Annotated in this window: 22 protein-coding genes; 11 read left to right on the plus strand and 11 right to left on the minus strand. The window is 68.8% G+C overall.

The window, feature by feature from the left end; genetic code table 11:
* Nucleotides 1–53: 53 nt before the first annotated feature.
* A complete protein-coding gene (locus tag A3AG_RS0106140; RefSeq protein WP_026163986.1) occupies nt 54–395 on the plus strand; it encodes a hypothetical protein in 342 nt (113 codons plus the stop codon).
* Nucleotides 396–519: 124 nt separating this feature from the next.
* Nucleotides 520–855, plus strand: coding sequence for a cupin domain-containing protein (locus A3AG_RS0106145; protein WP_018004579.1), 336 nt, complete (start codon nt 520–522; stop codon nt 853–855).
* A 7-nt stretch (nt 856–862) separates the two neighbouring features.
* Here A3AG_RS0106145 and A3AG_RS0106150 read toward each other — a convergent pair whose 3' ends face one another.
* Nucleotides 863–1,747 carry a LysR family transcriptional regulator gene (locus tag A3AG_RS0106150; RefSeq protein WP_018004580.1) on the minus strand — a complete coding sequence of 295 codons (885 nt, stop codon included), beginning with the start codon at nt 1,745–1,747 and terminating at the stop codon, nt 863–865.
* 124 nt (nt 1,748–1,871) lie between these two features.
* On the opposite strand from A3AG_RS0106150, the gene A3AG_RS0106155 reads away from it, so the two are divergent.
* Nucleotides 1,872–2,303, plus strand: a complete 432-nt coding sequence (locus A3AG_RS0106155) for a VOC family protein (protein ID WP_018004581.1) — start codon at nt 1,872–1,874, stop codon at nt 2,301–2,303.
* 18 nt (nt 2,304–2,321) lie between these two features.
* Here A3AG_RS0106155 and A3AG_RS0106160 read toward each other — a convergent pair whose 3' ends face one another.
* On the minus strand, nt 2,322–2,645 hold the full coding sequence (locus A3AG_RS0106160; RefSeq protein WP_018004582.1) for a thioredoxin family protein: 324 nt from the start codon (nt 2,643–2,645) through the stop codon (nt 2,322–2,324).
* Nucleotides 2,646–2,768: 123 nt separating this feature from the next.
* Nucleotides 2,769–5,093: an ATP-dependent DNA helicase gene (locus tag A3AG_RS0106165; protein WP_240619801.1), complete on the minus strand. Its 2,325-nt coding sequence runs from the start codon at nt 5,091–5,093 to the stop codon at nt 2,769–2,771.
* Between the two features lie 196 nt (nt 5,094–5,289).
* Here A3AG_RS0106165 and A3AG_RS0106170 point away from each other — a divergent pair, with 196 nt between their 5' ends.
* Nucleotides 5,290–6,867, plus strand: a complete 1,578-nt coding sequence (locus A3AG_RS0106170; RefSeq protein WP_018004584.1) for a fatty acid--CoA ligase — start codon at nt 5,290–5,292, stop codon at nt 6,865–6,867.
* A 179-nt stretch (nt 6,868–7,046) separates the two neighbouring features.
* Here the strand turns inward: A3AG_RS0106170 and A3AG_RS0106175 are convergent, their stop codons facing one another.
* Nucleotides 7,047–8,003, minus strand: a complete 957-nt coding sequence (locus A3AG_RS0106175) for a DNA-binding protein (RefSeq protein ID WP_018004585.1) — start codon at nt 8,001–8,003, stop codon at nt 7,047–7,049.
* Between the two features lie 112 nt (nt 8,004–8,115).
* On the opposite strand from A3AG_RS0106175, the gene A3AG_RS0106180 reads away from it, so the two are divergent.
* Together A3AG_RS0106180 and A3AG_RS0106185 are read left to right on the plus strand one after the other, a co-directional pair.
* A complete protein-coding gene (locus A3AG_RS0106180) occupies nt 8,116–9,237 on the plus strand; it encodes a site-specific integrase (RefSeq protein ID WP_018004586.1) in 1,122 nt (373 codons plus the stop codon).
* 242 nt (nt 9,238–9,479) lie between these two features.
* Nucleotides 9,480–9,905 carry a hypothetical protein gene (locus tag A3AG_RS0106185; RefSeq protein ID WP_018004587.1) on the plus strand — a complete coding sequence of 142 codons (426 nt, stop codon included), beginning with the start codon at nt 9,480–9,482 and terminating at the stop codon, nt 9,903–9,905.
* Between the two features lie 38 nt (nt 9,906–9,943).
* Here the strand turns inward: A3AG_RS0106185 and A3AG_RS0106190 are convergent, their stop codons facing one another.
* The 4 genes from A3AG_RS0106190 to cls all read right to left on the minus strand — a co-directional run bounded on the left by A3AG_RS0106190 (nt 9,944) and on the right by cls (nt 13,059).
* Entirely contained in the window at nt 9,944–10,126 is a 183-nt protein-coding gene (locus A3AG_RS0106190; protein ID WP_018004588.1) for a hypothetical protein, read from the minus strand.
* A 74-nt stretch (nt 10,127–10,200) separates the two neighbouring features.
* Nucleotides 10,201–10,527 (minus strand): hypothetical protein, encoded by a 327-nt coding sequence (locus A3AG_RS33710; protein WP_018004589.1) that lies wholly within the window; start codon nt 10,525–10,527, stop codon nt 10,201–10,203.
* Between the two features lie 327 nt (nt 10,528–10,854).
* Nucleotides 10,855–11,499, minus strand: a complete 645-nt coding sequence (locus tag A3AG_RS0106195) for a TetR/AcrR family transcriptional regulator (RefSeq protein WP_018004590.1) — start codon at nt 11,497–11,499, stop codon at nt 10,855–10,857.
* Between the two features lie 123 nt (nt 11,500–11,622).
* Complete coding sequence (cls, locus tag A3AG_RS0106200) at nt 11,623–13,059, minus strand: cardiolipin synthase (RefSeq protein ID WP_018004591.1); 1,437 nt, start codon at nt 13,057–13,059, stop codon at nt 11,623–11,625.
* Between the two features lie 451 nt (nt 13,060–13,510).
* On the opposite strand from cls, the gene A3AG_RS0106205 reads away from it, so the two are divergent.
* Nucleotides 13,511–14,248 (plus strand): response regulator transcription factor, encoded by a 738-nt coding sequence (locus tag A3AG_RS0106205; RefSeq protein ID WP_240619802.1) that lies wholly within the window; start codon nt 13,511–13,513, stop codon nt 14,246–14,248.
* Nucleotides 14,249–14,254: 6 nt separating this feature from the next.
* Here the strand turns inward: A3AG_RS0106205 and A3AG_RS0106210 are convergent, their stop codons facing one another.
* Complete coding sequence (locus A3AG_RS0106210; RefSeq protein ID WP_018004593.1) at nt 14,255–16,105, minus strand: EAL domain-containing protein; 1,851 nt, start codon at nt 16,103–16,105, stop codon at nt 14,255–14,257.
* Between the two features lie 245 nt (nt 16,106–16,350).
* On the opposite strand from A3AG_RS0106210, the gene A3AG_RS0106215 reads away from it, so the two are divergent.
* The 3 genes from A3AG_RS0106215 to A3AG_RS0106225 all read left to right on the plus strand — a co-directional run bounded on the left by A3AG_RS0106215 (nt 16,351) and on the right by A3AG_RS0106225 (nt 19,308).
* Nucleotides 16,351–17,976 carry a methyl-accepting chemotaxis protein gene (locus tag A3AG_RS0106215; RefSeq protein ID WP_026163987.1) on the plus strand — a complete coding sequence of 542 codons (1,626 nt, stop codon included), beginning with the start codon at nt 16,351–16,353 and terminating at the stop codon, nt 17,974–17,976.
* A gap of 186 nt (nt 17,977–18,162) precedes the next feature.
* Nucleotides 18,163–18,759, plus strand: coding sequence for an HAD domain-containing protein (locus A3AG_RS0106220; RefSeq protein ID WP_018004594.1), 597 nt, complete (start codon nt 18,163–18,165; stop codon nt 18,757–18,759).
* Between the two features lie 180 nt (nt 18,760–18,939).
* Complete coding sequence (locus tag A3AG_RS0106225; RefSeq protein WP_026163988.1) at nt 18,940–19,308, plus strand: 5-carboxymethyl-2-hydroxymuconate Delta-isomerase; 369 nt, start codon at nt 18,940–18,942, stop codon at nt 19,306–19,308.
* A 246-nt stretch (nt 19,309–19,554) separates the two neighbouring features.
* Here the strand turns inward: A3AG_RS0106225 and A3AG_RS0106230 are convergent, their stop codons facing one another.
* Both A3AG_RS0106230 and A3AG_RS0106235 read right to left on the minus strand, forming a co-directional pair.
* A complete protein-coding gene (locus A3AG_RS0106230) occupies nt 19,555–20,013 on the minus strand; it encodes an HU family DNA-binding protein (RefSeq protein ID WP_026163989.1) in 459 nt (152 codons plus the stop codon).
* A gap of 397 nt (nt 20,014–20,410) precedes the next feature.
* On the minus strand, nt 20,411–20,908 hold the full coding sequence (locus A3AG_RS0106235; protein ID WP_018004597.1) for an Mpo1 family 2-hydroxy fatty acid dioxygenase: 498 nt from the start codon (nt 20,906–20,908) through the stop codon (nt 20,411–20,413).
* A gap of 200 nt (nt 20,909–21,108) precedes the next feature.
* Here A3AG_RS0106235 and A3AG_RS0106240 point away from each other — a divergent pair, with 200 nt between their 5' ends.
* A complete protein-coding gene (locus A3AG_RS0106240) occupies nt 21,109–21,810 on the plus strand; it encodes a Crp/Fnr family transcriptional regulator (RefSeq protein WP_051073485.1) in 702 nt (233 codons plus the stop codon).
* The last annotated feature ends 5 nt before the right edge of the window (nt 21,811–21,815 follow it).

Here is a 21,815-nt window from a genome sequence, read left to right on the forward strand (position 1 = left end):
GCTTGCGCGGCCCATTGCGGGCCAATCGTTCCCCACCCCAAAAAACAGCACACATGCATAAAAACGCTCTCAAAGCCCTTCTTGCCACGTCCCTCTCGCTCGCAGCAATCAGCGCCGCCACTGCCGTCATGGCACAAGGCCTGAACGATCGCGGCGTTGCCGCTGACCGCTACGGCTACGCCCTGCACAATGGCAAGCGCGATCCGTTCACCGACGGCGCGCGTGTCAACGACCAGCGCGACCCCTTCACCGATGGCGCGCGCGTCAATGACAAGCGTGATCCGTTCACCGACGGTGCCAACCGCGCCGCCGGCCTGGAAGTTGCGGGCATGGACCGCAGCGGTGTCTCCGCGGCGCCGGCCCATCGCGGCACGCGCGCTGCCGCCGCGGCCTGATCTGGCGGCGACACCACGCTGCGTGCTAGGGATGCGCGCGCTCCGGTGCTAGATTGAGAAGGCGTGCCGCCGCCCGGCGTCGGCGCGCCTGACAAGCCACCCCACCAGACGCGAGGAGCCGCGCATGTCCCTTCCCCATCTTGCTTCCGGACAGATCGCCAGCGTGCTGCCCCTGGGCGTGCGGCTGGACCAGACCGCCACCCAGGCCCTGTTCAAGGAAGGTCCCCTCGAAGTCATGCGGCTGGTGCTGAAGGCCGGCAAGCATGTGCCCCCGCATGCGGTGGACGGGCCCATGACCGTGCAATGCCTGGAGGGTGAGGTGCGCGTACGCGTGGACGGCTCCGAACGCCAGCTGCGCCAGGGCGACCTGCTGTACCTTGGGCCCTGCGTGCGCTATGACGTGACGGCGGTGTCGGATGCCTCGGTGCTGGTGACGATGGTGTTGCCGGGCAGCCTGTGATCCTTCCCTAAGCCCCGCGCGGCTGCCAGCGCGCGCTTGCCGCGACGAAGGCGTCGATCAGCGCCGCGACCGGCGCGCGGCGCAGCGCCGCTTCACGCACCAGCACGCCCACCTCGCGATAGAGCGGCCCGCCCGGCAGCGGCACCTGCACCACGCCGGCCGCCTCGCGCAGCGGCACCAGTTCGGCCGGAATGATGGCGCAGCCCAGGCCCGCCGCCACCATCTGCAGGATCACCGCCGGCTCGTCCAGTTCCATCCCTTCCCTGACCCAGAGCCGCTGCCGCTTCAGGTAGCGGTCCACCAGCTGGCCGCCGGTGCTGTGGCGGTTGTAGCGGATAAACGGCAACGCCTCCAGCAGCGCGCGCAGTTCCTGCGGCGAGCCCGCCGGCCCGATGCCGACGAAGCGCTCGCGCACCAGCGGCACCCACTTCAGGTCCGGCGGCAAACCCAGGCGCGGCCGGATCAGCACGGCCACGTCGAGCTCGCGCGCATCGACCTGCGTCAGCAGCTGGGTCGACATGCCGGGCACCACGTTGACATGCGAGTCGGGGAAGCGCTGGCGGAAGTGCCGCATCGCCTCGGCCAGCAAGGTGGCCTGCACCGTCGACACCGCGCCCAGCTCGACTGGCGCCGCCTCGGCATGCGGGCCGGCGCGGTCCTTCATCGCGGCATAGAGCTCGACAAAGCGCCGCGCCTCGGGCAGCAAGCGGTGTCCGGCTTCGCTGAGCGCGACCGACTTGCCGGTGCGCTCGAACAGGCGGCAGTCCAGGTCTTCCTCGAGGCGCCGGATCTGCGTGCTGACGGCCGACTGGGTCAGCGCCAGGCGCGCCGCCGCGGCGGAAAACGATCCGGTTTCGGCAGCCGTCAGGAAGGTCTGGAAATAGCGGATCATCTATCGAAATCTTTGATGCTCAGGCCAAAAATGATTCGCTTCATATTACGGGTTGCGCTGACTACAATCAACCGGCAGGCCGATCCCCGGCCGGTCAGAACCTTTCCCTCCCAAAGCAAGCCCCATGAGCACGACTTCGACGATCCCCTTGTTCCATCTGGCGTTTCCCGTGCGCGACCTGGCCGAGGCGCGCAGTTTTTATGGCGAACTGCTGGGCTGCCCGGAAGGCCGCAGTTCCGAAGCGTGGGTGGACTTCAATTTCTATGGCCACCAGGTGGTGGCGCACCTGTCGCCCGAGGAATGCGGCCATCGTGCCACCAGCGCCGTCGATGGCGACGACGTGCCGGTGCGCCATTTCGGCGCGATCCTGCCGATGGACCAGTGGGAGGCGCTGGCCGAACGCCTGCGCGCGGCCGGCACCCGGTTCGTGATCGAGCCGCACGTGCGCTTCAAGGGCCAGGTCGGCGAGCAGGCCACCATGTTCTTCCTCGACCCGTCGGGCAACGCGCTCGAGTTCAAGGCCTTTGCCGACCTGAGCCAGGTGTTTGCCAGGTAGGCCGCCAGCGCGCGGGGTTCAGGCAATGCGGCGCATTGCCTCGCGGATCGGCTCGGCCTCGGTCGGGCGCACCAGCCTGGCCACTTCCTGGCCGTCGCGCAGGAATACCAGCGTCGGCCACAGCTTGATGCGGAACGACCGGCCCAGCGGGCGTCCGCTGCCGTCTTCGATCTTCAGGTGGCGCAGGTCCGGATGCACGGCAAAGGCCTCGGCCAGCGCCGGCTGGGCGCGCTGGCAGTAGCCGCACCACGGCGCGCCGAACTCCAGCACGGTGGCGCCGGACAGCGTGTCCACCTCGGTGCGGGTCGGCTCGGTGGCGGCATAGTATTGGGTCATCGGCATGGTGTTTCCTTTCGGTTGGCGCGTGATGGTGTGCCTGCCAGATTCGTTCCAGGCCGGCGCGAGGCCGACCTGAGGCGGGCAACGGCAGCAGCATGCCGCATCCGCGGCGCCACCGTGTAATTTCTACGCCGCCGGCGCGATTTCCCACCACGATGGCAGCAGCGCTCGCACCTCGGCCGCCGCAAAGCGGTCATCGATCAGATACAGCACGCCCTGGTCCTGCTGCGTGCGAATCACCCGGCCTGCCGCCTGCACCACCTTGCGCAGCCCGGGATACAGGTAGGCATAGGCATAGCCCTGGCCGAACGCCTGCTCCATGCGCGCGCGAAACTGCTCGTTGACGGGGTTGAACTGGGGCAGCCCCAGCGTGGCGACGAAGGCGCCGATCAGGCGCTCGCCCGGCAGGTCGACGCCCTCGGCAAAGGCGCCGCCGAGCACCGCGAAGCCGATGCCCTCGCCTCCTGCCGCAAAGGCCTCCAGGAACGCCGCCTGCGCGGCTTCGTCCATGCCCCGCGCCTGGACCCAATGCGGGATGTCCGGGTGCGATCCGGCGAAGCGGGCGACGGCCTGCTGCAGGTATTCGTGGCTGCTGAAGAAGGCCAGGTAGTTGCCCCGGCGCGCACGGAACTGCTCCGCCATCAGCGCCACGATGGCCGGCAGCGACTGCTCGCGCCGTGCATAGCGGGTGGAGATGCGCGCGGCAATCCGCACCGAGAGCTGGTCAGCGCGGAACGGCGATGGCACTTGCACGCGCGCGCAATCCGCCGGCAGGCCCAGCGTGTCCAGGTAAAAGCCCGCGGGATCGAGGGTCGCGGAAAACAGCGTGACCGAATGCGCGGCTGCAAGCCGCGGGCGCAGGAACGGCGCCGGGATGACATTGCGCAGGCAAAGCCGGGCATGGTGGCCGCGGCGGCGCGGCGTGCGCTGGATGTCAAACAGCGAATGGACATCGAGCTGTTCGGCCAGGCGGGCGAAATGCAGCGCGTCGAAATAGAAGCGCTGCAGCGCCGGATCGTGCGCGCCAGGATGCTCGGTCATGTAGGCCAGCGCCGCCGCACAGCATTCGTCCAGCGCGCGGCGAAAGGTCGCGGGCACTTCCGGCAGGACCTCGTAGACATCGTCGCCCTGGCGCGCGAGCGCGCTCCACTGGCGCGCCAGCCGGGCCAGCGGCCGGGATAGCAGCGCCGGCGCGCCGCGGCGCAGCTCGCGCAGCGCTTGTGGATCGAGCTCCGCCGTGTACATCGCGCGGCCGCGCTCGACCAGGTTGTGGGCCTCGTCCACCAGCACGCTGGCGCGCCAGCCATTGGCCACGGTCAGCGCATACAGCATCGCGCTGCGGTCGAAATAGTAGTTGTAGTCGGCCACCACCACGTCGCTCCAGCGCACCAGTTCCTGTGCCAGGTAGTAAGGGCAGATCGCATGTTCGCGTGCGAGGTCGCGCACCGCGGCGCGGTCGCGCACCGGCATGGCGCGCGCCGCTTCGCGCGCGGCCGGCAGGCGGTCATAGAAGCCGCGCGCCAGCGGACATGATTCGCCATGGCAGGCCAGGTCCGGATGCTCGCAAGCCTTGTCGCGCGCAGTCAGCTCGAGCACGCGCAGCGGCTGCGCGCCGTGGCCGCGCAAGGCTGCGGCGGCGTGCAGCGCCACCGCGCGCCCGGTCGAACGCGCCGACAGGAAGAACACCTTGTCGAGCCGCTGGCCCGGCATGGCCTTGAGCACCGGGAACAGCGTCCCGACCGACTTGCCGATGCCGGTGGGCGCCTGCGCCAGCAGGGGGCGGCCGGCGCGGTTGGCGTTGTAGACCGCCTGCGCCAGTTCGCGCTGGCCCGGGCGGAAGCCCTGGTGCGGAAACGTCAGCTGCGCCAGCGCGGCATCGCGCGCCTGCCGGTGCGCCAGTTCGGCCCGGGCCCAGTGCAGGAAGCGCTCGCAGGACTCGACAAAGAACGCCTCGAGCGCCGACGCGTCGAAATGCGCCACCACCGGGTGCTCGCGCTGACTGAGGATGTCGAAATAGACCACCGCGATCTCCAGCCCCGACAGCCCCAGCTTGCGGCACAACAGGCAGCCATAGATCCTGGCCTGCGCCCAGTGCAGGTGGCGGTGGTTGTCCGGCACGGCGGCGTCGCTGCGGACCGTCTTGATTTCCTCCAGCCGGTTGGCAGCGGGATCGTAACCATCGGCACGGCCGCGGACATGAAGCGGACCGAAATCCGCGGACAGCGCCACCTCCGCCTGATAGCCCGCGCCGCGTCGGCCGGTCACCACCCCATGGCCGGCCACCCCCTCCTGCGCCGACGGCGTCGGCACGAAACGCAGGTCGAGGTCGCCCGCCTTGGCGGTGAACTCGCACAGCGCTCGGACGGCGACGACGTACGCGGGCTGCGCGGGCGCGCTAGGCGATGCGGGCGTGGCAGGCGTGGCGGGAGGGGGCGCGATGACGGCGGACACAGGCAATGGGCACAGCGAAAACTGTACAAATATACAGTAGCCACCCGGCCGAAGAACGCCCTTGACGCGGAACGGCATAAAGAAAGAGCAAATCGTTATTTCCATGTGCCCCACGCGCCGCTCTATATTGTCCGGCTCGCAAGACAACGACAAGCCGGCTTCCTGCCCGGCAGCAAAAAATGACCGGAGCCCGACCTTGACCTGCGGCATCACCCTCGGCGACACCCTTACCTGGCCCGCGCGCAACCTGCCGCACAAGACCGCGCTGGTCAGCGGCATCGGCGCCGGGCGGCGCACGTGGAGCTATGCCCAGCTCCACGCCGAGGTCAACCGCCACGCGCATGCCTTGCAGTCGATCGGCATCGGCAAGGGCGACGTGGTGGCGGCCTTCCTCTACAACACGCCGGCCTTCGTCTTTGCGCTGCTGGCCACGGCCCGCCTCGGCGCGGTATTCAACCCGGTCAACTACCGCCTGGCCGCGCAGGAGCTGGCCTATATCCTCAACGACGGCGGCGCCGCGGCGGTGCTGTTCGAACGGGAAGGCGCGGCCGTCGTCGAAAAGGCCGCCGGACTGGCGCCCGGCACCACGTTGCGCGTCTATGCCGACGCCGACCCGGCGCCGGCCTTCGCCACGCACCGCCTCGACACGCTGGCGGCGCACCAGCCTGACACGCCGCCGGCGGTGAGCCTCGACGAGAACGACCCCTGCATCCTGATGTACACCAGCGGCACCACCGGCCGGCCCAAGGGCGTCATGCACAGCCATCGCAGCAAACTGCAGCACAACGCGATGATGCACCAGGCCATGATGCTGTCGCGCGAGGACGTGGGCCTGTCGATCGCGCCGCTGAACCACACCGCCGAGCTGCACACCAGTTTCCTGCCGCGGCTGCAGGTCGGCGCCACCCAGGTGCTGCAGCGACGCTTCGATGCGGGCGAGGCCTGGCAACTGGTCGAGGCCGAGGGCGTGACGCATTTCTTCGCCGCGCCGACCATGGTCGGCATGCTGCTCGACCATCCGGACGCCGGCATTCGCGACCTGTCCTCGCTGCGTCTGGTGGAGTACGGCGGCGCGTCGATGGCGCCGCACCTGATCCGCGAATGGGACCGCAAGGTCGGCGCGGGGCTGGTGCAGGTCTACGGCACCACGGAAATGGGCCCGTGCATGTCGGTGCTCTACCCGCACGAACAACTGAGCCGCGCCGGCTCGGCCGGCCTGCCGGCGCTTGGCCACGAACTGGTGGTGGCGAGGCTGCGCGAGGACGGCGCCCCGACCGACCCGGCGCAGCCTTGCGCACCGGGCGAAGTCGGCGAAGTGCTGGTGCGCGGCCCGTGCATGATGCAGGGCTACCTGAACCGCCCGGATGCCAACGCGCGCGCGCTGGCGCACGGCTGGTACCACACCGGCGACCTCGGCAGCGTGGATGCCGACGGCTACCTGTGGATCCGCGACCGGATCGACTACATGATCAATTCCGGCGCCGAGAACGTCTATCCGCGCGAGGTCGAAGACGCCCTGATCGAACATCCCGGCGTGCTCGAAGTCGCGGTGCTGGGCGAGCCCGATCCCACCTGGGGCCAGGTGGTCGGCGCCTACGTGGTGTCGCGCGGCGAGGCGGCGCCGAGCGCGCAACAGCTCGATGCCTTCCTGCTGCAAGGCGACCGGCTCGCTGCCTACAAGCGCCCGCGCCGCTACCATTTCGTGGAAGCGCTGCCCAAGACCACCAGCGGCAAGATCCAGAAACACCTGCTGCGCGCGGGCGGCACCGCCTGACCCCGCTTCAGGCCAGGCGCGCGTCGCCGCGGCCCACTGGGCATCGGGGGTTCGATGCGGACCAGGTAGCGCTTCAGCGGCAGGCCGGCCGTGCCCCGGGTGGACCAGCGTTTTCAGGCATGCCAGCCTGATTCCAATAGGGCTCGTGCCGCGCCCTGGCCTGGCAAGCGCCGGCTTGCCTACAGTCCACGGCCGCGCCGGCGCGCCTTGCCGACGGACAGCGCCATGCGGGCCGGCCGGCTCCGCCGTGGCGGCGTCGCGGCGGCGGCTTCGGCAGGCGCCGCGCCGGCCTGCTCCCGGTACTCCGCCAGCAGGCTTTCCCGCTGGCGCACCCGTTCTTCCAGTACCGCGATTGCCTGGGCGAGCCGGGTCATCTCGCTGCCCTGGCGCGATGCCGCCTCCGCGGCCCGGCTCAGTCGCTCGACCGCCGCCTTGCGTTCGGCCTCGATCAGCTTTTGCGCTTCCCTGGATGCCACGCGCGCGGCATCCAGTTCCAGCGCCATGCGGCGTTCATTGGCAGCGGTGCGCTGCATCAGCGTTTCGCGCTCCTGGTCCCATGCTGCTCGCCGGGCCTCGAAATCGTTCTGCATCGCCTCGCGCGCGGCCAGCGCCGAGGCGTGCTCGGCGCGCAGCGCCTCAGCCTGCTGCTGCCATGCGGTCGCAGCGGTTTCGGCGCGAGCGGCACGCTCCGCCGCCTCGTCGCGCGCCCGCGTCAGTTCGGCCATGGCAGCCTCCGCGCCTTCGAGCCGCGCCTGCATGACCTGGCGTTCCTGTGCCAGCGCTTCGCGCTCCTGCTGCAGCGCCGTGCCGGCCTCCGCCAGCGCGGCTTCCCGCTGCGCCAAGGCGGCTTCGGCCGAAGTCCTGGCGCTTTGCAGCGCCGCCTCCCACAAGTAGCGCGCGGCTTCGGTGACCGGCTCCGGGCAGCCTGGCGCCGGCGCCAAACCCTGCGGATCCTGGATGCGCCCGCCCAGCGCGGCAAACCAGCCATCCAGGTGCGGGCTGACCGTGTTCGGCGAGCCTCGCCCGAGATGCAGGCGGATGCGTTCGATGGTGGGCCGCTGGCCGGCCTTGAGCAGGCTGTCGGCGGCCTGCCAGACGTCATCGCGGGTAATGCCTCGGCTGCGGAGCGTTTCCATGGGTTGGGATCCGGCGTTTTTTAAAAGTCACAAATAAGGTTCGATAATGAAGACTTATCGACTGTTATTTCTTATTTGCGTATGATATATTACAGCATACATCATATTTAATATGATCAAGATTCGAGACGCCCACGAGGCATACTTTCCACCGATTCCCTCCGATGTCGACTTACCGGCCCCGCTCCGCACGTCCCAACTGGATCCTCTCGCCGAGCAGGCGGCCAACGCGTTGCGCCAGGAAGGCGAATCCCGAAACACGGTGGCAAGCTACCGGTCCGCATTGCGCTACTGGTCTGCCTGGTATGCCCTGCGCTACCGGCAGCCGGTGCGGCTTCCGCTTGCGCCCGCCGTCGTTATCCAGTTCATCGTCGACCACGCCACGCGCCAGACGCCGCAGGGCCCGGTTTGCGAGCTGCCCGCGGCGATCGACCAGGCGCTGATCGCTGACGGATGCAAGGGCCGACCCGGCCCGCCCGCGCTGTCCACGCTGACCCACCGGCTCGCGGTCATCGCCAAGGCCCACCAGCTGCAAGGCCTGCCCAACCCGTGCGCCGATGCCAGCGTGCGCGAACTGATGGCCAGCACCCGGCGTGCCTATGCGCGCCGCGGCCACCGCCAGGCACGCAAGGCCGCCCTGACGCGCGCGCCGCTGCTGCGCCTGCTCGATACCTGCGATGGCTCGCTCGCCGGGCTGCGCGACCGCGCGCTGCTGTTTTTCGCGTGGGCCAGCGGCGGGAGGCGGCGCTCGGAAGTCGCGCGCGCCACCATGGACCAGCTCACGCGGGTGGGGCCTGGAGACTTTGTCTATGTGCTGGGCTGGTCGAAGACCAACCAGTCAGGCCGCGAGCACGCCGATGCCGCCAAGCCCGTCACCGGCGCCGCCGGGCAGGCGCTGGAGGCATGGCTGGCCGCGGCGGGGATCGAACACGGCCCGCTGTTTCGCCGTATCCGGCGCGGTGGACATGTGGGAGAAGGCTTGTCGGATGCGGCGGTCAGCCGCATCGTCAAGGCGCGTTGCGCGCTGGCGGGGCTGGATGGCGACTATTCCGCGCATTCGCTGCGCTCGGGCTTTGTCACGGAAGCGGCGGCGCAGCAAGTACCGCTGGCTGAAACCATGGCCATGACGGGCCATGCCAGCGTATCGACAGTGGTCCGTTATTTCCGCGCGGCGGATGCCCGGCGCTCGCGCGCGGCTGACCTGCTGGCGCCGAATGCCACCGACAGCCCCTGAGCGACTTGCCATGTCCGCCAACCATGCGCCGCGGCCGGCGCAAATACGGGTATTTCGCTAGCCGGCGCCTCTGGCTCGCCCTGCGGGGCCTGCCTATACTGGCAGGCGCGCGGGACAGTGCCGGCACAGGCCGGACGCCGCGCGCGGAACATCCGGCAGACAGTCACCGCCGCCCAAGCGCTGGCGGTACAGGCGCGCGACCACGCACCGCTGCCCGGACCCGATCAAGTGGAAACGCGGAGATGGGCATGCCCAACGAACAATTCCTCGCCACGCAGGAAACGCGCCGCTCAGGCCTGAAGGCCCTGCGCGCCGCCCTGCTGCAGGTTCACAAGGAAGTCATCGGCCATGACCGGGCACAGTATGAACGGCTGAACGGTCCGATTCCGGCCGGCCTGTTTGTCCAGCTGGTGACTGAAGACAACTACTTCCGCTGGCTCGACCCGCTGTCGCGCCTGATCATCGAGATCGACGAAGAGCTCGAGGCCAAGGAGCACCACGACGACACCTGCCGTGCCGTCGGACGCGCCGCCGAAAAACTCTTCAGCGACGGGGCCGATCCCGGGTTCCGCAAGCGCTACCAGGAAGCGCTGCAGGACGAATCGGGCGTCATCGTCGCGCACGGGCGGCTGATGTCCGTCATCGGGCAGCTGCGCCAGCTGCCGTAGCGCGCCCGCGCTTCCCGGACGCTTTACAGCACCGCGCTTTACTTCCCCGGCTTCGGCTTCCCGGGCCGGCGTGGCATGTCGGTGTCGACCGCAACCGGGTCGCTGGCGGGGAAGGTTTCCTTCAGCGCCTCATCCAGTTCGCGCTCGATCCGTTCGTCGCGGGAGGGCTGCTGCGCGGGTTTCGTCGGTTGGGGCTGGTGCTTCTGTGCGGGCTTGCTCATGGCGATAAGGCTCCGTTGGCGACCGTGAGCCGATGGTAACCCTCGCGGCACGGCATTGCCACGCGGGCCACCGCTCAGTGGCCTCTTCCGCCACCGCCTCTGCCACCCCCGTGCCCACCCCCGTGCCCTCCGCCATGCCAGCCGCCCCGCCCGTGGTGGCCATGGCCATGCCAGTGATGACCACCGCCGCCGTAGATGAAGGCGAAGCTGCCATAGGCCGGCCACGGACGGTAGTACGGATAGCCATATGCCGGATAGGCGGGATAGGCCGGGTAGGTCTGGTAGTACGACGTCCCCACCGTGTAGGCGGGATAGGCCGGATACGGGTCGCCGGCATACGGGTATGCCACGCACCCTGCCAGCACGATCGCGACGAGGCTCGCTCCGACTGCGTAATGCATGATGCCCCTCCCCACCGTCAGCGTTAAGCCTGCCGGACCCTGGCAGGCACGCAAGTTAGACCGCGCTGCCGTCGCTGCATTCCGGTGAGTCGCCCCGGCCCGCTGCGCCGGGCCAGGCCATGGTCGTGCGGGTGCCTATATCGGGACAAAACAAGGACATATTTAAGAAGTGTCCGATATTCAGATGAGAAACAACGGAATACATTGTTCTTGCACCCGACCCTGGGTGCCCGATAGAGCCAGGTTGCCCCCCTTCCTGGCTCCTTACGTTGCCACGATGGTCCCCGCCATCGTGGCATTTTTTTATGCGGTGGCTGCAGACCCCGGCTACAGGCCCTTCTCGACCATATCGAGCACGCGCTGGCCGAGGATCTCCGCCTGCTCGCTGGCCCGGCCGCGCAGCGGGCCGTCGATCAGCAGGATCGCCAGGCCGTGCACGGCCGACCACGCCAGGTATTCGGCGCCGGGCCGGCGCTCGGCCGGCAGCACTCCCGCTTCCACCAGCTGGTCCAGCGCCGCGCCCAGCAACTGGAACGGGTTCAGGCCGCTGTTGCCCGCCTTGGCCGGGTCGGCGTCGTCCTCGACTTCGTCCGGCACCGAGAATGCCGTGCGGAACAGGCCGGTTTCCGTCAGCGCAAAGCGGAGGTAGCCGGTGCCGACCGCACGCAGGCAGGCGCGCGCATGCGCGGCGGCGCCGCGGCCCGGGCGCAGCCCGCCGATTTCGGTTTCCATGGCGATCGCCAGCGCAGACAGGGCCGAGGCGCGCACCGCCTGCAGCAGGTCTTGCCGGCTGGCGAAATGGCGGTAGGCGGCATTGGGCACCACGCCGGCGCGCCGCGTCGCCTCGCGCAGCACGATGGCGTCGGGGCCACCCTCGCGCGCCAGGTCGATGCCGGCTTCCAGCAGCGCGCGGCGCAGGTCGCCATGGCGGTAGGTCGCCCGTGCGGGCGGTGCGGAGGCTGCCCGGTTCATGCGGGCCTCCCGGAAAACGAATGACAGTTCATGATGTGCGGAGTCTTATAGTGAACAGTGTACACAATCAAACTGTCACAAGCTTGTTGCATCGAAGATGGCCGGGTTGCAGCGGGCCGCGGCTCAGAGGATAGGCGCGAACAGCGTGGCGACGTGCATCGCCACGCGCAGCGGTGCCGGCGCGTCAAGGAACTCGTCGAGCCCGATCCGACGGGCTTGCGCGAAATCGGCCTCGAGCATCGCCGCCACCTGCGCCGCAAAGCCTGCATCGGCAGTCATCACCATCAGCTCGAAATTGAGCCGGAAGGAGCGGTTGTCGAGGTTCGCGGTGCCGATGGCGGCGGCCTCGTCGTCGATCAGGATCACCTTCTGGTGCAGGAAGCCGGGCTGGTAGCGGTAGATCTTGATACCCGCGGCAATGGCCTTGTGGGCGTACAGCGTCGAGGCGGCAAAGACGACCAGATGGTCTGGCCGCGCCGGGATCAGGATGCGCACATCCACGCCACGCAGCACCGCCAGCCGCAGCACCGCGAACACGGCCTCGTCCGGGACGAAATACGGCGACGTGATCCACAGCCGGTGGCGCGCCGACTGGATCGCCTCGACAAAAAACAGCGAGCAGGTTTCCTGCGCGTCGGCCGGCCCCGACGGCACCACCTGGCAGGTCATGCGCCCGCCCGCTTCCGGCGGCGGCATCAGCAGATGCGGCACCTCGCGCGCGGCCCAGTACCAGTCTTCGGCAAAGGCCATCTGCAAGTCCAGCACGGCGCTGCCGCGCAGCGCGATATGGGTGTCGCGCCAGGGCGCCAGCGGCGGACGCTGGCCCAGGTATTCGACACCGACATTGTGGCCGCCGATAAACGCTTCGCAGCCGTCGACGACCACCAGCTTGCGGTGGTTGCGGAAATTGAGCTGGAACCGGTTGACGAAACCGCGATGCGTGGAGAACGCCCTCGCCTCGACGCCGGCATCGAGCAGCGTGCGCACGTAGCGGCGCGACATGGCGTGGCAGCCGATGCGGTCGAACAGGAAGTAGACCTTGACGCCGGCCTGCGCGCGCTCGCACATGAGCGCCTGCAGGCGCTGGCCCAGCGCATCGTCGTGGACGATGAAGAACTGCACGATCAGCACCTGCCTGGCGCGCGCCATCGCCGCGAAGATCGCCTCGAAGGTCTGCTCGCCATCGATGAGCAGGCGCACATCGTTGTTGGCCAGGCAGGGCATGCCGGTCAGGCGCGGCAGCGCGCGCATGCACGCCTGCACCGGCGCGTGGACCACGCAGGCGCTGCGGGCCTCGCGCTCGCGCGGGGTCATGCCGTGACGGATTTCGCGCAGGCGGTCGTCGTTGAAGCGGCGCGCGTCGACATAGCCGGCGAAGGTGCTGCGCCCGAAGATCAGGTAAGGCACCAGCGTGAAGTACGGCATCATCAGCAGCGAGCCGGCCCAGGCAATCGCCCCCGGCGCGGTGCGCACCGTCATGACGGCATGCAGCGCGGCCACCACGCCTACGACGTGAAAGGCCAGCACGATGATGGCGATGACACTCGGGCTCTGCAGCATCGGTGGGCTTGTGTCCGCTGACCGGGTCGCGATGCGCGCTATTTTGGCACAGCATGGTGCGGATGTAGGCACCGGCTGCGCGGCGCCTGGCGGCGTTGCCTCCTTTTTTGGCAGGCCGATGGCATGACGGTGCCAGGCCGCTGTCAGGGCAGCGTCGCCCTGCTTGTCCACAGGAACTGTGGACAACTTTCCGTAGCGCCCGGCCGCTGCCTCGGGCTTCGAGATCCACCCGCTTCAAGCGCGGCGAACCGCGAAAATCAGCAGATATTTCAGCAATGTCTGATTGTTTTTCAGACCGCACTTTTAATACGCTTTCTGGCTAGGCAAGGCGGTGCTATCGAGGTGCCGTGGCCAGGGCTGTCCGACCGCGGCCCGGGCATTCATTGCCGGCTCTCGCCTTACGGTTCGTATCCTGCCCTGTGGTCCGCCTTCGATGAATATTGCGCTGCTCATGGGCTTTTCGCCCCAACTCCGTACCGTGGCCGAACTGCTGGAGGGCGCCGGCTTCCGATGCCGCGTGTTCCAGACCGGCCGCGAGCTGATCCACCGCATCAGCCAGGAGCTGTACGACATGCTGCTGATCGACGATGCCCTGCCCGACCTGCCTGCGCTGGAAGTGGTGCGCGCGGTGCGCAGCGCGCGCTCGCGCGATGTGCCGATCATCCTGCTGGCCACCGACAACAGCGAAGACAAGCTGGTCGATGCGCTCGACGCGGGCGCCGACGACTACGTTTGCCGCCCGCTCAATGCGCGCGTGCTGATGGCGCGCATCACGGCATTGCGCCGGCGCGTGACCGGCGAACGCGTGCGCCAGGGCCTGGTGGTGCAGGCCGGCCCCTACCAGCTCAACAGCATGGGCCGCTTCGCCACGCTGCACGGCGAGCGCATCGCCATGACGCCGAAGGAATTCGACCTGGCCATGATGCTGTTCTCGAATGTCGGCCGAGTGCTGGCCGCCGAGCGCATCCAGCAGGCGATCTGGCGGCATGAACTGCCACCGCTGTCGCGGGCGCTGGCGGGCCTGATCTCGCGGCTGCGCAAGACCCTGCGCATCGGCGTGGCCAACGGCATCGTCATCACGGTGGTCTACGCGCACGGCTACCGGCTTGACGTGCTGGAAGAGAGCATCGCGCCCAGGCTGCCAAAGCCGCCGACGCGGACCTCCATGCCCGGCCCCGCGAACAACTGAGCCGCGCTACGCCGGCAGCGTCTGCGACAAGGCCAGGAAGTCGAGCACGGCCATGCCGTCGGCGCAGCGCTTGGCCTCGCGCTTGGCCGCGGCCGCCGCGGCGCCGATCTGCTGGCTGCCCAGGCGCTGCAGGCCGGCCACGCCCTCGCCGCAGACGCACACCACGCCCACCGCCATCGATACCGGCGGAAAGAACACCGGCCGCCCGTGCCGGTCTTCGCCGTGCATGCCGCCGGCGGCGCGATCGGCTGGCGCATACATGGCGCGCGCGGCATCGTTGAAGCGCCGGATCGCGGCCCGCATGCGCGTGGCCCAGTCGGCGCTCTGATACAGCACCAGGAAATCGTCGCCGCCCACGTGGCCGAGAAAATCCCGGGCGGGGTCGCACGCCTCGGCCAGGATCGCTGCCGCGCCCTTGAGCATTTCGTCGCCTTTCCAGTAGCCGTACTTGTCGTTGAACGGCTTGAAGTGGTTCAGGTCGACGTAGCAGGCATGGAACTCGCTGGCGGCCTCGATCAGGCGCTCGATATGCTGGTTCAGCGGGATATTGCCCGGCAGGAAGGTCAGCGGATTGGCGTAGCGCGCCGCTTCCATGCGCACCTCGGTGATCGCCCGGATCAGGTCGGCGCCGGTGCCCAGCCCGATATAGCGGCCCTGGTCGGTGATCACGAAACCGTCGGCGAGCGAGCGCGTGTTCTCGCCCGACAGGATCTGCGCCATGTCCTCCAGGCTGGCACGCTGGTCGAAGCAGGCCGGATCGCGGTTGGCCATGGCGATGCAGGCCTTCTTGCCATAGAGCTCGCGATGGAACGGCGCCGCGTAGCGGTCGATAAAGGCCTGGCGGCCGATGATGGCCAGCGGCCGCCCTTCGTCATTGACCACCGCCACCGCCTGCAGCTCGGGCTGGTCCTGGAAGGTACGCAGCACCGCATCGTTGCTGGCCGCGGGCGAGACCGTCGGCGCCGGCCGCAGCAGCCGTCCCGCGGTGATGCCGGACCAGCCCGAGCGCACCATCTGCGGAAACACGGCAATGCGGCGCGACGCCAGCGCCTGCCGTACATGCTGCGCGGCCTGCGCCGCCGGTTGCGTCGCCGGCCGTCCCACGTAATAGCCCTGGGCGCCGGTCACGCCCAGGTCGCGCACCACGGCCAGTTCATCTTCGTCTTCAATCCCTTCGGCGATCACGCGCCCGCCAAAGGCACTCATCATGCGCAGCAGCGCACGCAGGATCTCCAGCCGGCGCGAGCACGACGCGATGCCGCGCACCAGCGACTTGTCGATCTTGACGAAGTGCGGCGACAGGTGGGCAAGCAAGTCCAGGTTGGCGTGCCCGGTGCCGAAATCGTCCAGCGCGTACTGCATGCCAAGCTCGCGCAACACCGCCATGGCCACGCCAAAGCTGGCGGCGTCGCCGATCGGGGTCTGTTCGGTGACCTCGATCACCAGCCGCGACGGTGCAATGCCGGCTTCCAGCAAGGCCGCCATCAGGCGGCCCCGGTCCGCCAGCAGGTGGCGCAAGGTCTGCGGGCTGAAATTGAGGAAGAGCTTGCCGGGCAGCTCCAGGCCACGCCAGGCGACCTGCGCGGTGCGCGCCGCCTCCACCTCCAGCGCGATGGTGGCGGGAACGCCTTGCGCCAGCCGGAACAGTGCGTCCGGTGCTGCCCACGGCGAGCCCACGGGCCCGCGGATCAGCGCTTCGTAGCCAAGGATGGCGCCGCTGTCCGCCTGCACGATCGGCTGGAACACGGCGTGCAGCGGCGGCAGGCGCGCCGGCGCAAGCGCGGTCCCGCCCGGGGCAACGCTGGCAGCGTGGGGCGCATGGTCGTGCTGGGGCGTGGCGACGGTCAGGCCATTCATAGGGAGCAAACGGGGGAATGGTGCGCAAGCAATCAGGGCGCAGTGCGGCCCACATTGCATGACATCCACATGACGGCACGATGACAGTCCGTGTTGTACGGATGTCACGTTGACGTCACGTTGATCGACGACGATCCCGTGCGCCGCAGCGACCGTCCCGGACCGAGGACGGCGCCAGCGGCGAATCGGGTCAAGCCCGGGTTGCGCCGGCTGATAAGGCCGGTGCGCCCGTCTGGAGTATCTCCGTGTTGCAAGTCTTCAAGACATCCCTGCCCGGCCAGCGCCGGGCAGTCGCCCCCGCGCGCTGGCTGGCGCGGCTGGGCCGCCTGCCACTGGTGGCGCGCCTGTGCGCCGCCTTTGCCCTGGTCTACCTGTTCGGCGCCGCGGTCGGCCTGACCGGCATCGCCAACCTGGTCTCGATCAAGGCGCGCACCGATACCCTGTACCAGCACGACATGCACGGCGCCATCTCGGCGGAGCGGGCGCAATCAGCGCTGGCCGCGCTCGGGCGCGCCCAGCTGGCGCTGACCATGGCCACCAGCGGCACCGAGCGCGATGGCGCCGCCGACGAGATCGCGGCGGCGCTGTCGCAACTCGACGCGGCACTGGCCGGGGTGCAGCGGGCCGCGCCGGCCCAGGCGGCGCCACTGCTGCGCGAACGCCAGCGCGCCAGCGACCTGGCCCAGGCCTACGTGGCGTTGCTGCGCAAGCAGCCGCTGGATCCGCTGCAGTTCGACAGCGCGGTCTCGGTCGACGGCCATTTCGTCACCGAGCAATTGCAGCGGCTCAGCGGCCAGGTTGAAGCCGTACGCCGCCAGCAGGAGCACCAGGCCGCCGCCACCGTTGCCAGCGTCGCCGCCAGCCAGTTGCGCGCGCAGGCGTGGATGGCGGCCCTGCTCGGCGCCAGCCTGCTTGCAGCTGCGGCGCTGGCGTGGATTGCGGCGCGCAGCCTGCGCGCAGAACTGGGCGGCGAGCCGCGCGATGCCGCCGATATCGCTCGCCGCATTGCCGCTGGCGACCTGACCGCCCCGATCGCGCTGCGCCCCTCGGACCACAGCAGCATGCTGCACCATGTGGCCAGCATGCGCGACCAGCTGGCCGGCGTGCTGGGGCGCATCCAGGCCAGCGCCCACGAAATCACCGCGGCCAGCCAGCAGATCGCGGCGGGCAACCAGGCCCTGTCGTCACGTACCGAGCAGCAGGCCAGCGCACTCGACGCCACCACCGACAGCATGCAGGCGCTGGCGGCGCACGTCGTCGCCGCACATGCGCAGGCCACCGAAGCGAGCGAGATGGCCAGTGCCGCCCGCGCCGCCACCGAAGACGGCGCCGCCGTGGTGCAGCGCATGCGCGGCGCGATGGAGGCCCTGCACGGCCATTCACGCCATATCGCCGAGATTGTCGGCGTGATCGAAAGCATTGCCTTCCAGACCAATATCCTGGCCCTGAACGCCGCCGTGGAAGCCGCCCGTGCGGGCCCGGCGGGCCGCGGCTTTGCCGTGGTGGCGCAGGAAGTGCGCGCGCTGGCACAGCGCAGCGCCGAGGCGGCGCGGGAGATTGGCGGCATCGTCGGCAATGCCACGCATGAAATCGAGCAAGGGGCCAGCCTGAGCGGCACCGTGGTGACGGCGATGGACCGCATTGCCGCGACGGTGGGCCACAGCCACGCGCTGGCCGAGGGGCTGCGCACGCTCGCCGACGAGCAGGCCGAGCGCGTGCAGGGAGCCAGGCAGGCGGCCGCGCAACTGCGCCAGACGGCCCGGCAGAACGCCGCGCTGGTCGACGAACTGGCCGGCCAGGCGGCGCGGCTCGACCAGCAGGCCGCCGCGCTCGCCGGCGACGTTGCACGCTTTCGCTTCCGGCAGCCGTGAGCGGGGCGTATCGGCAAAGTTGTGTCGGGGCGAAACATTTGTCATGACGACGTAACCGGCATTTACGTCTTCCGCGACGAAGTTACAGATATGTTTCAACTGAACCCGCCCTGGTAACGTGACAGCCCGGTTGCGGCGAGTAACCTTGCTTCACACCAACTGAACTGGCACCCCGCACAGGAAACCATGGCTGAACGACTCATCATGCTGGACGTACCCGGCGTCCTGTACTCCGAGCGCTCCCGCGCCCGCCTCGGCGGCATTCCGGATTCGGGCACGCCGCGCGACGTCAGGTTCTTCGACCCGGTCGCGCTTGGCTTCGTGCGCAGGCTGTTCGGCGTGGCTGGCGCCCGTGTGGTGGTAGCCGATGCCTGGCGCCGGGGCACGCCGGCCGCCATCCTGCAACAGCTGGACCTGCAGGTCGAAGCCATGACACCGCCGGTTGCAGGCGGCCACGGCGCCGAGATCGAAGCTTTCTTCGCCCAGGGCGCGCGCCCGGTCCATTACGTGATCCTGTCCTGTGCCGCGGCCGAGTCGATGCCCGAGGCGCTGCGCGAGCATCTGGTCACGGTCGATCCGGCCATGGGCCTGACCCTGGAGAATTTCCAGCGGGCCCTCGATATCCTGGGCGTCGCCTGTCCGTCCACGGTGATGCCGGCGCCGAAGCTGGATGCCGGGCTCAAGGCCAAGCTGGCGCAATTGCAGCAACTGGCACGGGACAATCCCGCCCGCTTCGGCAGCGCGCTGGCACCGGCACGCGAGGTGACGGCCGTCCACGCCTGAGTCGTCGCCGCCATGCCGTCCCAAACGGGGCGCCCACGGGCGCCCCGTTTTGCGTTGGTCGATCCGGAACGCGCACGACCAGTCGGCCGAGCCGCGCGCATCCGGCGAACCCGGTACTGCGATCCCTTATCATGCTCGCTGTCGCCGGCACCGTGCCGGCGTTTTGCGCCAGGACCCGCCATGCCCCACCTCGTCATCGAACTGACTGAAAACACCCGCCTGAACTGCTCGCAGGAAGAACTGCTGGACGAAGCCAATGCCGCCCTGCTGGCATCGGGCCAGTTCCAGGAGGCGGATATCAAGTCGCGCTGCATCACGCTGTCGACCTACCGCCAGGGCATCGATGCCGTCGAGCGGGCTTTTGTCCATGCGCGCCTGTCGATCCTGGACGGGCGCGATACCGCCGTGCGCCAGGCGCTGGCGCAGGCGGTCTGCGATGTGATTGCCGAAGCCGTGCGCTCCGGCGGCGGCACCGGCCAGAATGTGCAGGTGTCAGTGGAAGTCTGCGAGATGGCGCGCGCCACCTACGCCAAGCAATTGGTGGCCTGATCCGCCGCGCGGCCGGGCGGCCGCCCAATAAAAAACCCGCGGCCGTTGCGGCCGCGGGCGGAAGCTTCAGGAAGTCTCCGGAAGCTTTGTCATGGGGAGCGCCCCCGCACCCATGACGTAGTCGATTCTAGGTGGGCGACATCGCCACCGACTTGACCTGGATTAAACGCTGCCGCATTGATGCCGGCGGCCATAAAAAAAGGAGCCGGCAAGCGGCTCCTTTTCTTTCTGGACAACTGGCGCAGATCAGGCTGCGGCGTCCTTCAGCTTCTTCAGCGGACGGACCTTGACCTTGACACTGGCCGGCTTGGCCGGGAACCAGCGCTCTTCACCGGTGAACGGGTCCTTGCCGAAGCGCTTCTTCTTGGCCGGCACTTGCTGCGCCGTGACCTTCAGCAGGCCGGGCAGCGTGAACTCGCCAGCGCCCTTCTTGTTCAGCGCGCCGACGATGGTGTTTTCCAGGTGGGCCAGCACCGTCTTCACGGTCTTGGCTTCCAGTTCCGTCTGAGCTACCAGGTGAGCGACCAGGCTCGACTTGTTGAAGGTGTCCTTCAGCGGGCGCGCAACGGGCGCAGCGGCGGGAGCAGCCTTCTTGGCCGGCGTGGCCTTCTTGGCGGCAGCCTTCACGGGTGCCTTGGTTGCCGCAGCCTTCTTGGCGGCGGGCTTGGTTGCAGTCTTCGCGGTCGGTTTCGCTTTGGTCGCCATATCGATATTCGTAAGTTGAACAGATGGATGCCGGCAGGTGTTATGCATTGCTACTGAGCGTTGCGCAATCGCCTGATCGACGCCCACTGAATCATAGCGGAAAGTGCCCTAAGTCAAGGGGTTTTCGTGCATGCGAAGGGTAAAACCCGGTAAAAACCCCGGGTTTTGTCGCGGCTTTGCCTCAGTGCAAGCGCGAAAACGGCCTACGTCCCCGCGTTTTGACGTGCGCGGCCTCGGCGCGAAGTCCGGGGCGCAACGCTGCGCGCGCGTCTGGACGCTACCCTTCGCGCTCTGAGTATCGACAACGCAGGCGGCATGACACGGCTGGTTGGATGGGCATGGCAGCCTTCGTCCGCGTCGCAGACCACCGAGCGAGCATCCCGCCGGGCAGCCCTGGTCAGTGCGCGCGGGCGGCCATGGCGTCGCGCGTATCGCGCGCCAGCCCCAGTGCAAAGGCCGTTTCGGCAACCAGGAACAACGGGCCGATCAGCAGGCCGACGAGGTCATCGACAAAGGCGGGCTTGCGCCCTTCGAAATAGTGGCCGATGAACTGGATCACCCATCCCACCACGAACAGGCCGATGCCGAGCGCGAGCCACCAGCTTGTCGGCATCGCCGCGATATGCGCGCCAGCATAGAGGAACACCGCGAGGATCAGCGCCATCGCCACGCCGAAGCCCAGCGACAGGCGCAGGTAGAACAGGCACGACAGGATATACAGCAGCATGGCCGGCGTCAGCACGGCGCTGCCGTCGCCCAGTGCCAGCGCCGGCCGCGCCAGCAGCGTGGTCACGGCCAGCACGATCATCGGGACGCCGAGAAAATGCGTGAAGACGTTGCGCGGATCGCGATGGTAGGCGGCGTAGTTGGCGAGGTGTTCGATCAGGGTTTTCACGGGGGCGTCTCCTGGACTGCGCTATGGCGCGCGCGGCGGGCGCGAGGTGGATTTATAGTAATGGGCGCGCACCGGCCGGTCTGTCAGGTTTTTGACATTCCGGCAGGTGCCCGTACCTGGAGACCGGCAAGCCGTTGGCGCGCCCGCCACTCCCGCTCTCCTCGCCCCACACCACCCCAACGCGCAGCCCTCCCGACACGATGTCCAGCCCGATGTTGCTATGCAGCGACCCACTCGCCCCGGTGCGTGCGGGCGCATGGTTCAGCCAGTTGCCGCCGGCGCTGCGTCAGGCGCTGCTGGACGACGGCAGCCTGCGCCGGCTGGTCGCCGGCGAGACCCTGTTTGCGCGGGGCGACCGCTTCGATGGCCTGTATTGTGTCGCCAGCGGCACCATGCAGATCCATGCCAGCGACGCGTCGGGCAAGGCCGCGATGCTGGGCCTGCTCGAGCCCGGCACCTGGTTCGGCGAAATTTGCCTGTTCGATGGCCTGCCGCGCACCCATGACGCGCGCGCGGTCACCGCCGCCACGCTGTGGCATGTACCGCGCACCGCGCTGGCGCAGCGCCTGGCGCAGCAGCCGGCATGGTGGCAGGCGTTCGGGCAACTGCTGGCGGCCAAGACCCGCGAGGCCTTCCACTATGTCGAGGAAGCGCAGTTGCTGCCGCCGCCGGCACGTGTCGCGCGCCGGCTGGCGGCGATCGCGCATGGCTACGGCAACCGGCCGGACGGCAGTGCCACGCGGCGGGTGCGCATTGCGCAAGAGCAGCTGGCGCAGATGCTGGGCCTGTCGCGCCAGACCGTGAACCACGCGCTGCGCGAGCTGGAGGCGCATGGACTACTGCGTCTTCAATATGGCGGCATCGAACTGCTCGACCTGCCCGCGCTGGAAGCGCTCAACTGACCGCA

The sequence above is a fragment of the Cupriavidus neocaledonicus genome (assembly GCF_000372525.1).
Taxonomy (GTDB): Bacteria; Pseudomonadota; Gammaproteobacteria; order Burkholderiales; family Burkholderiaceae; genus Cupriavidus; species Cupriavidus neocaledonicus.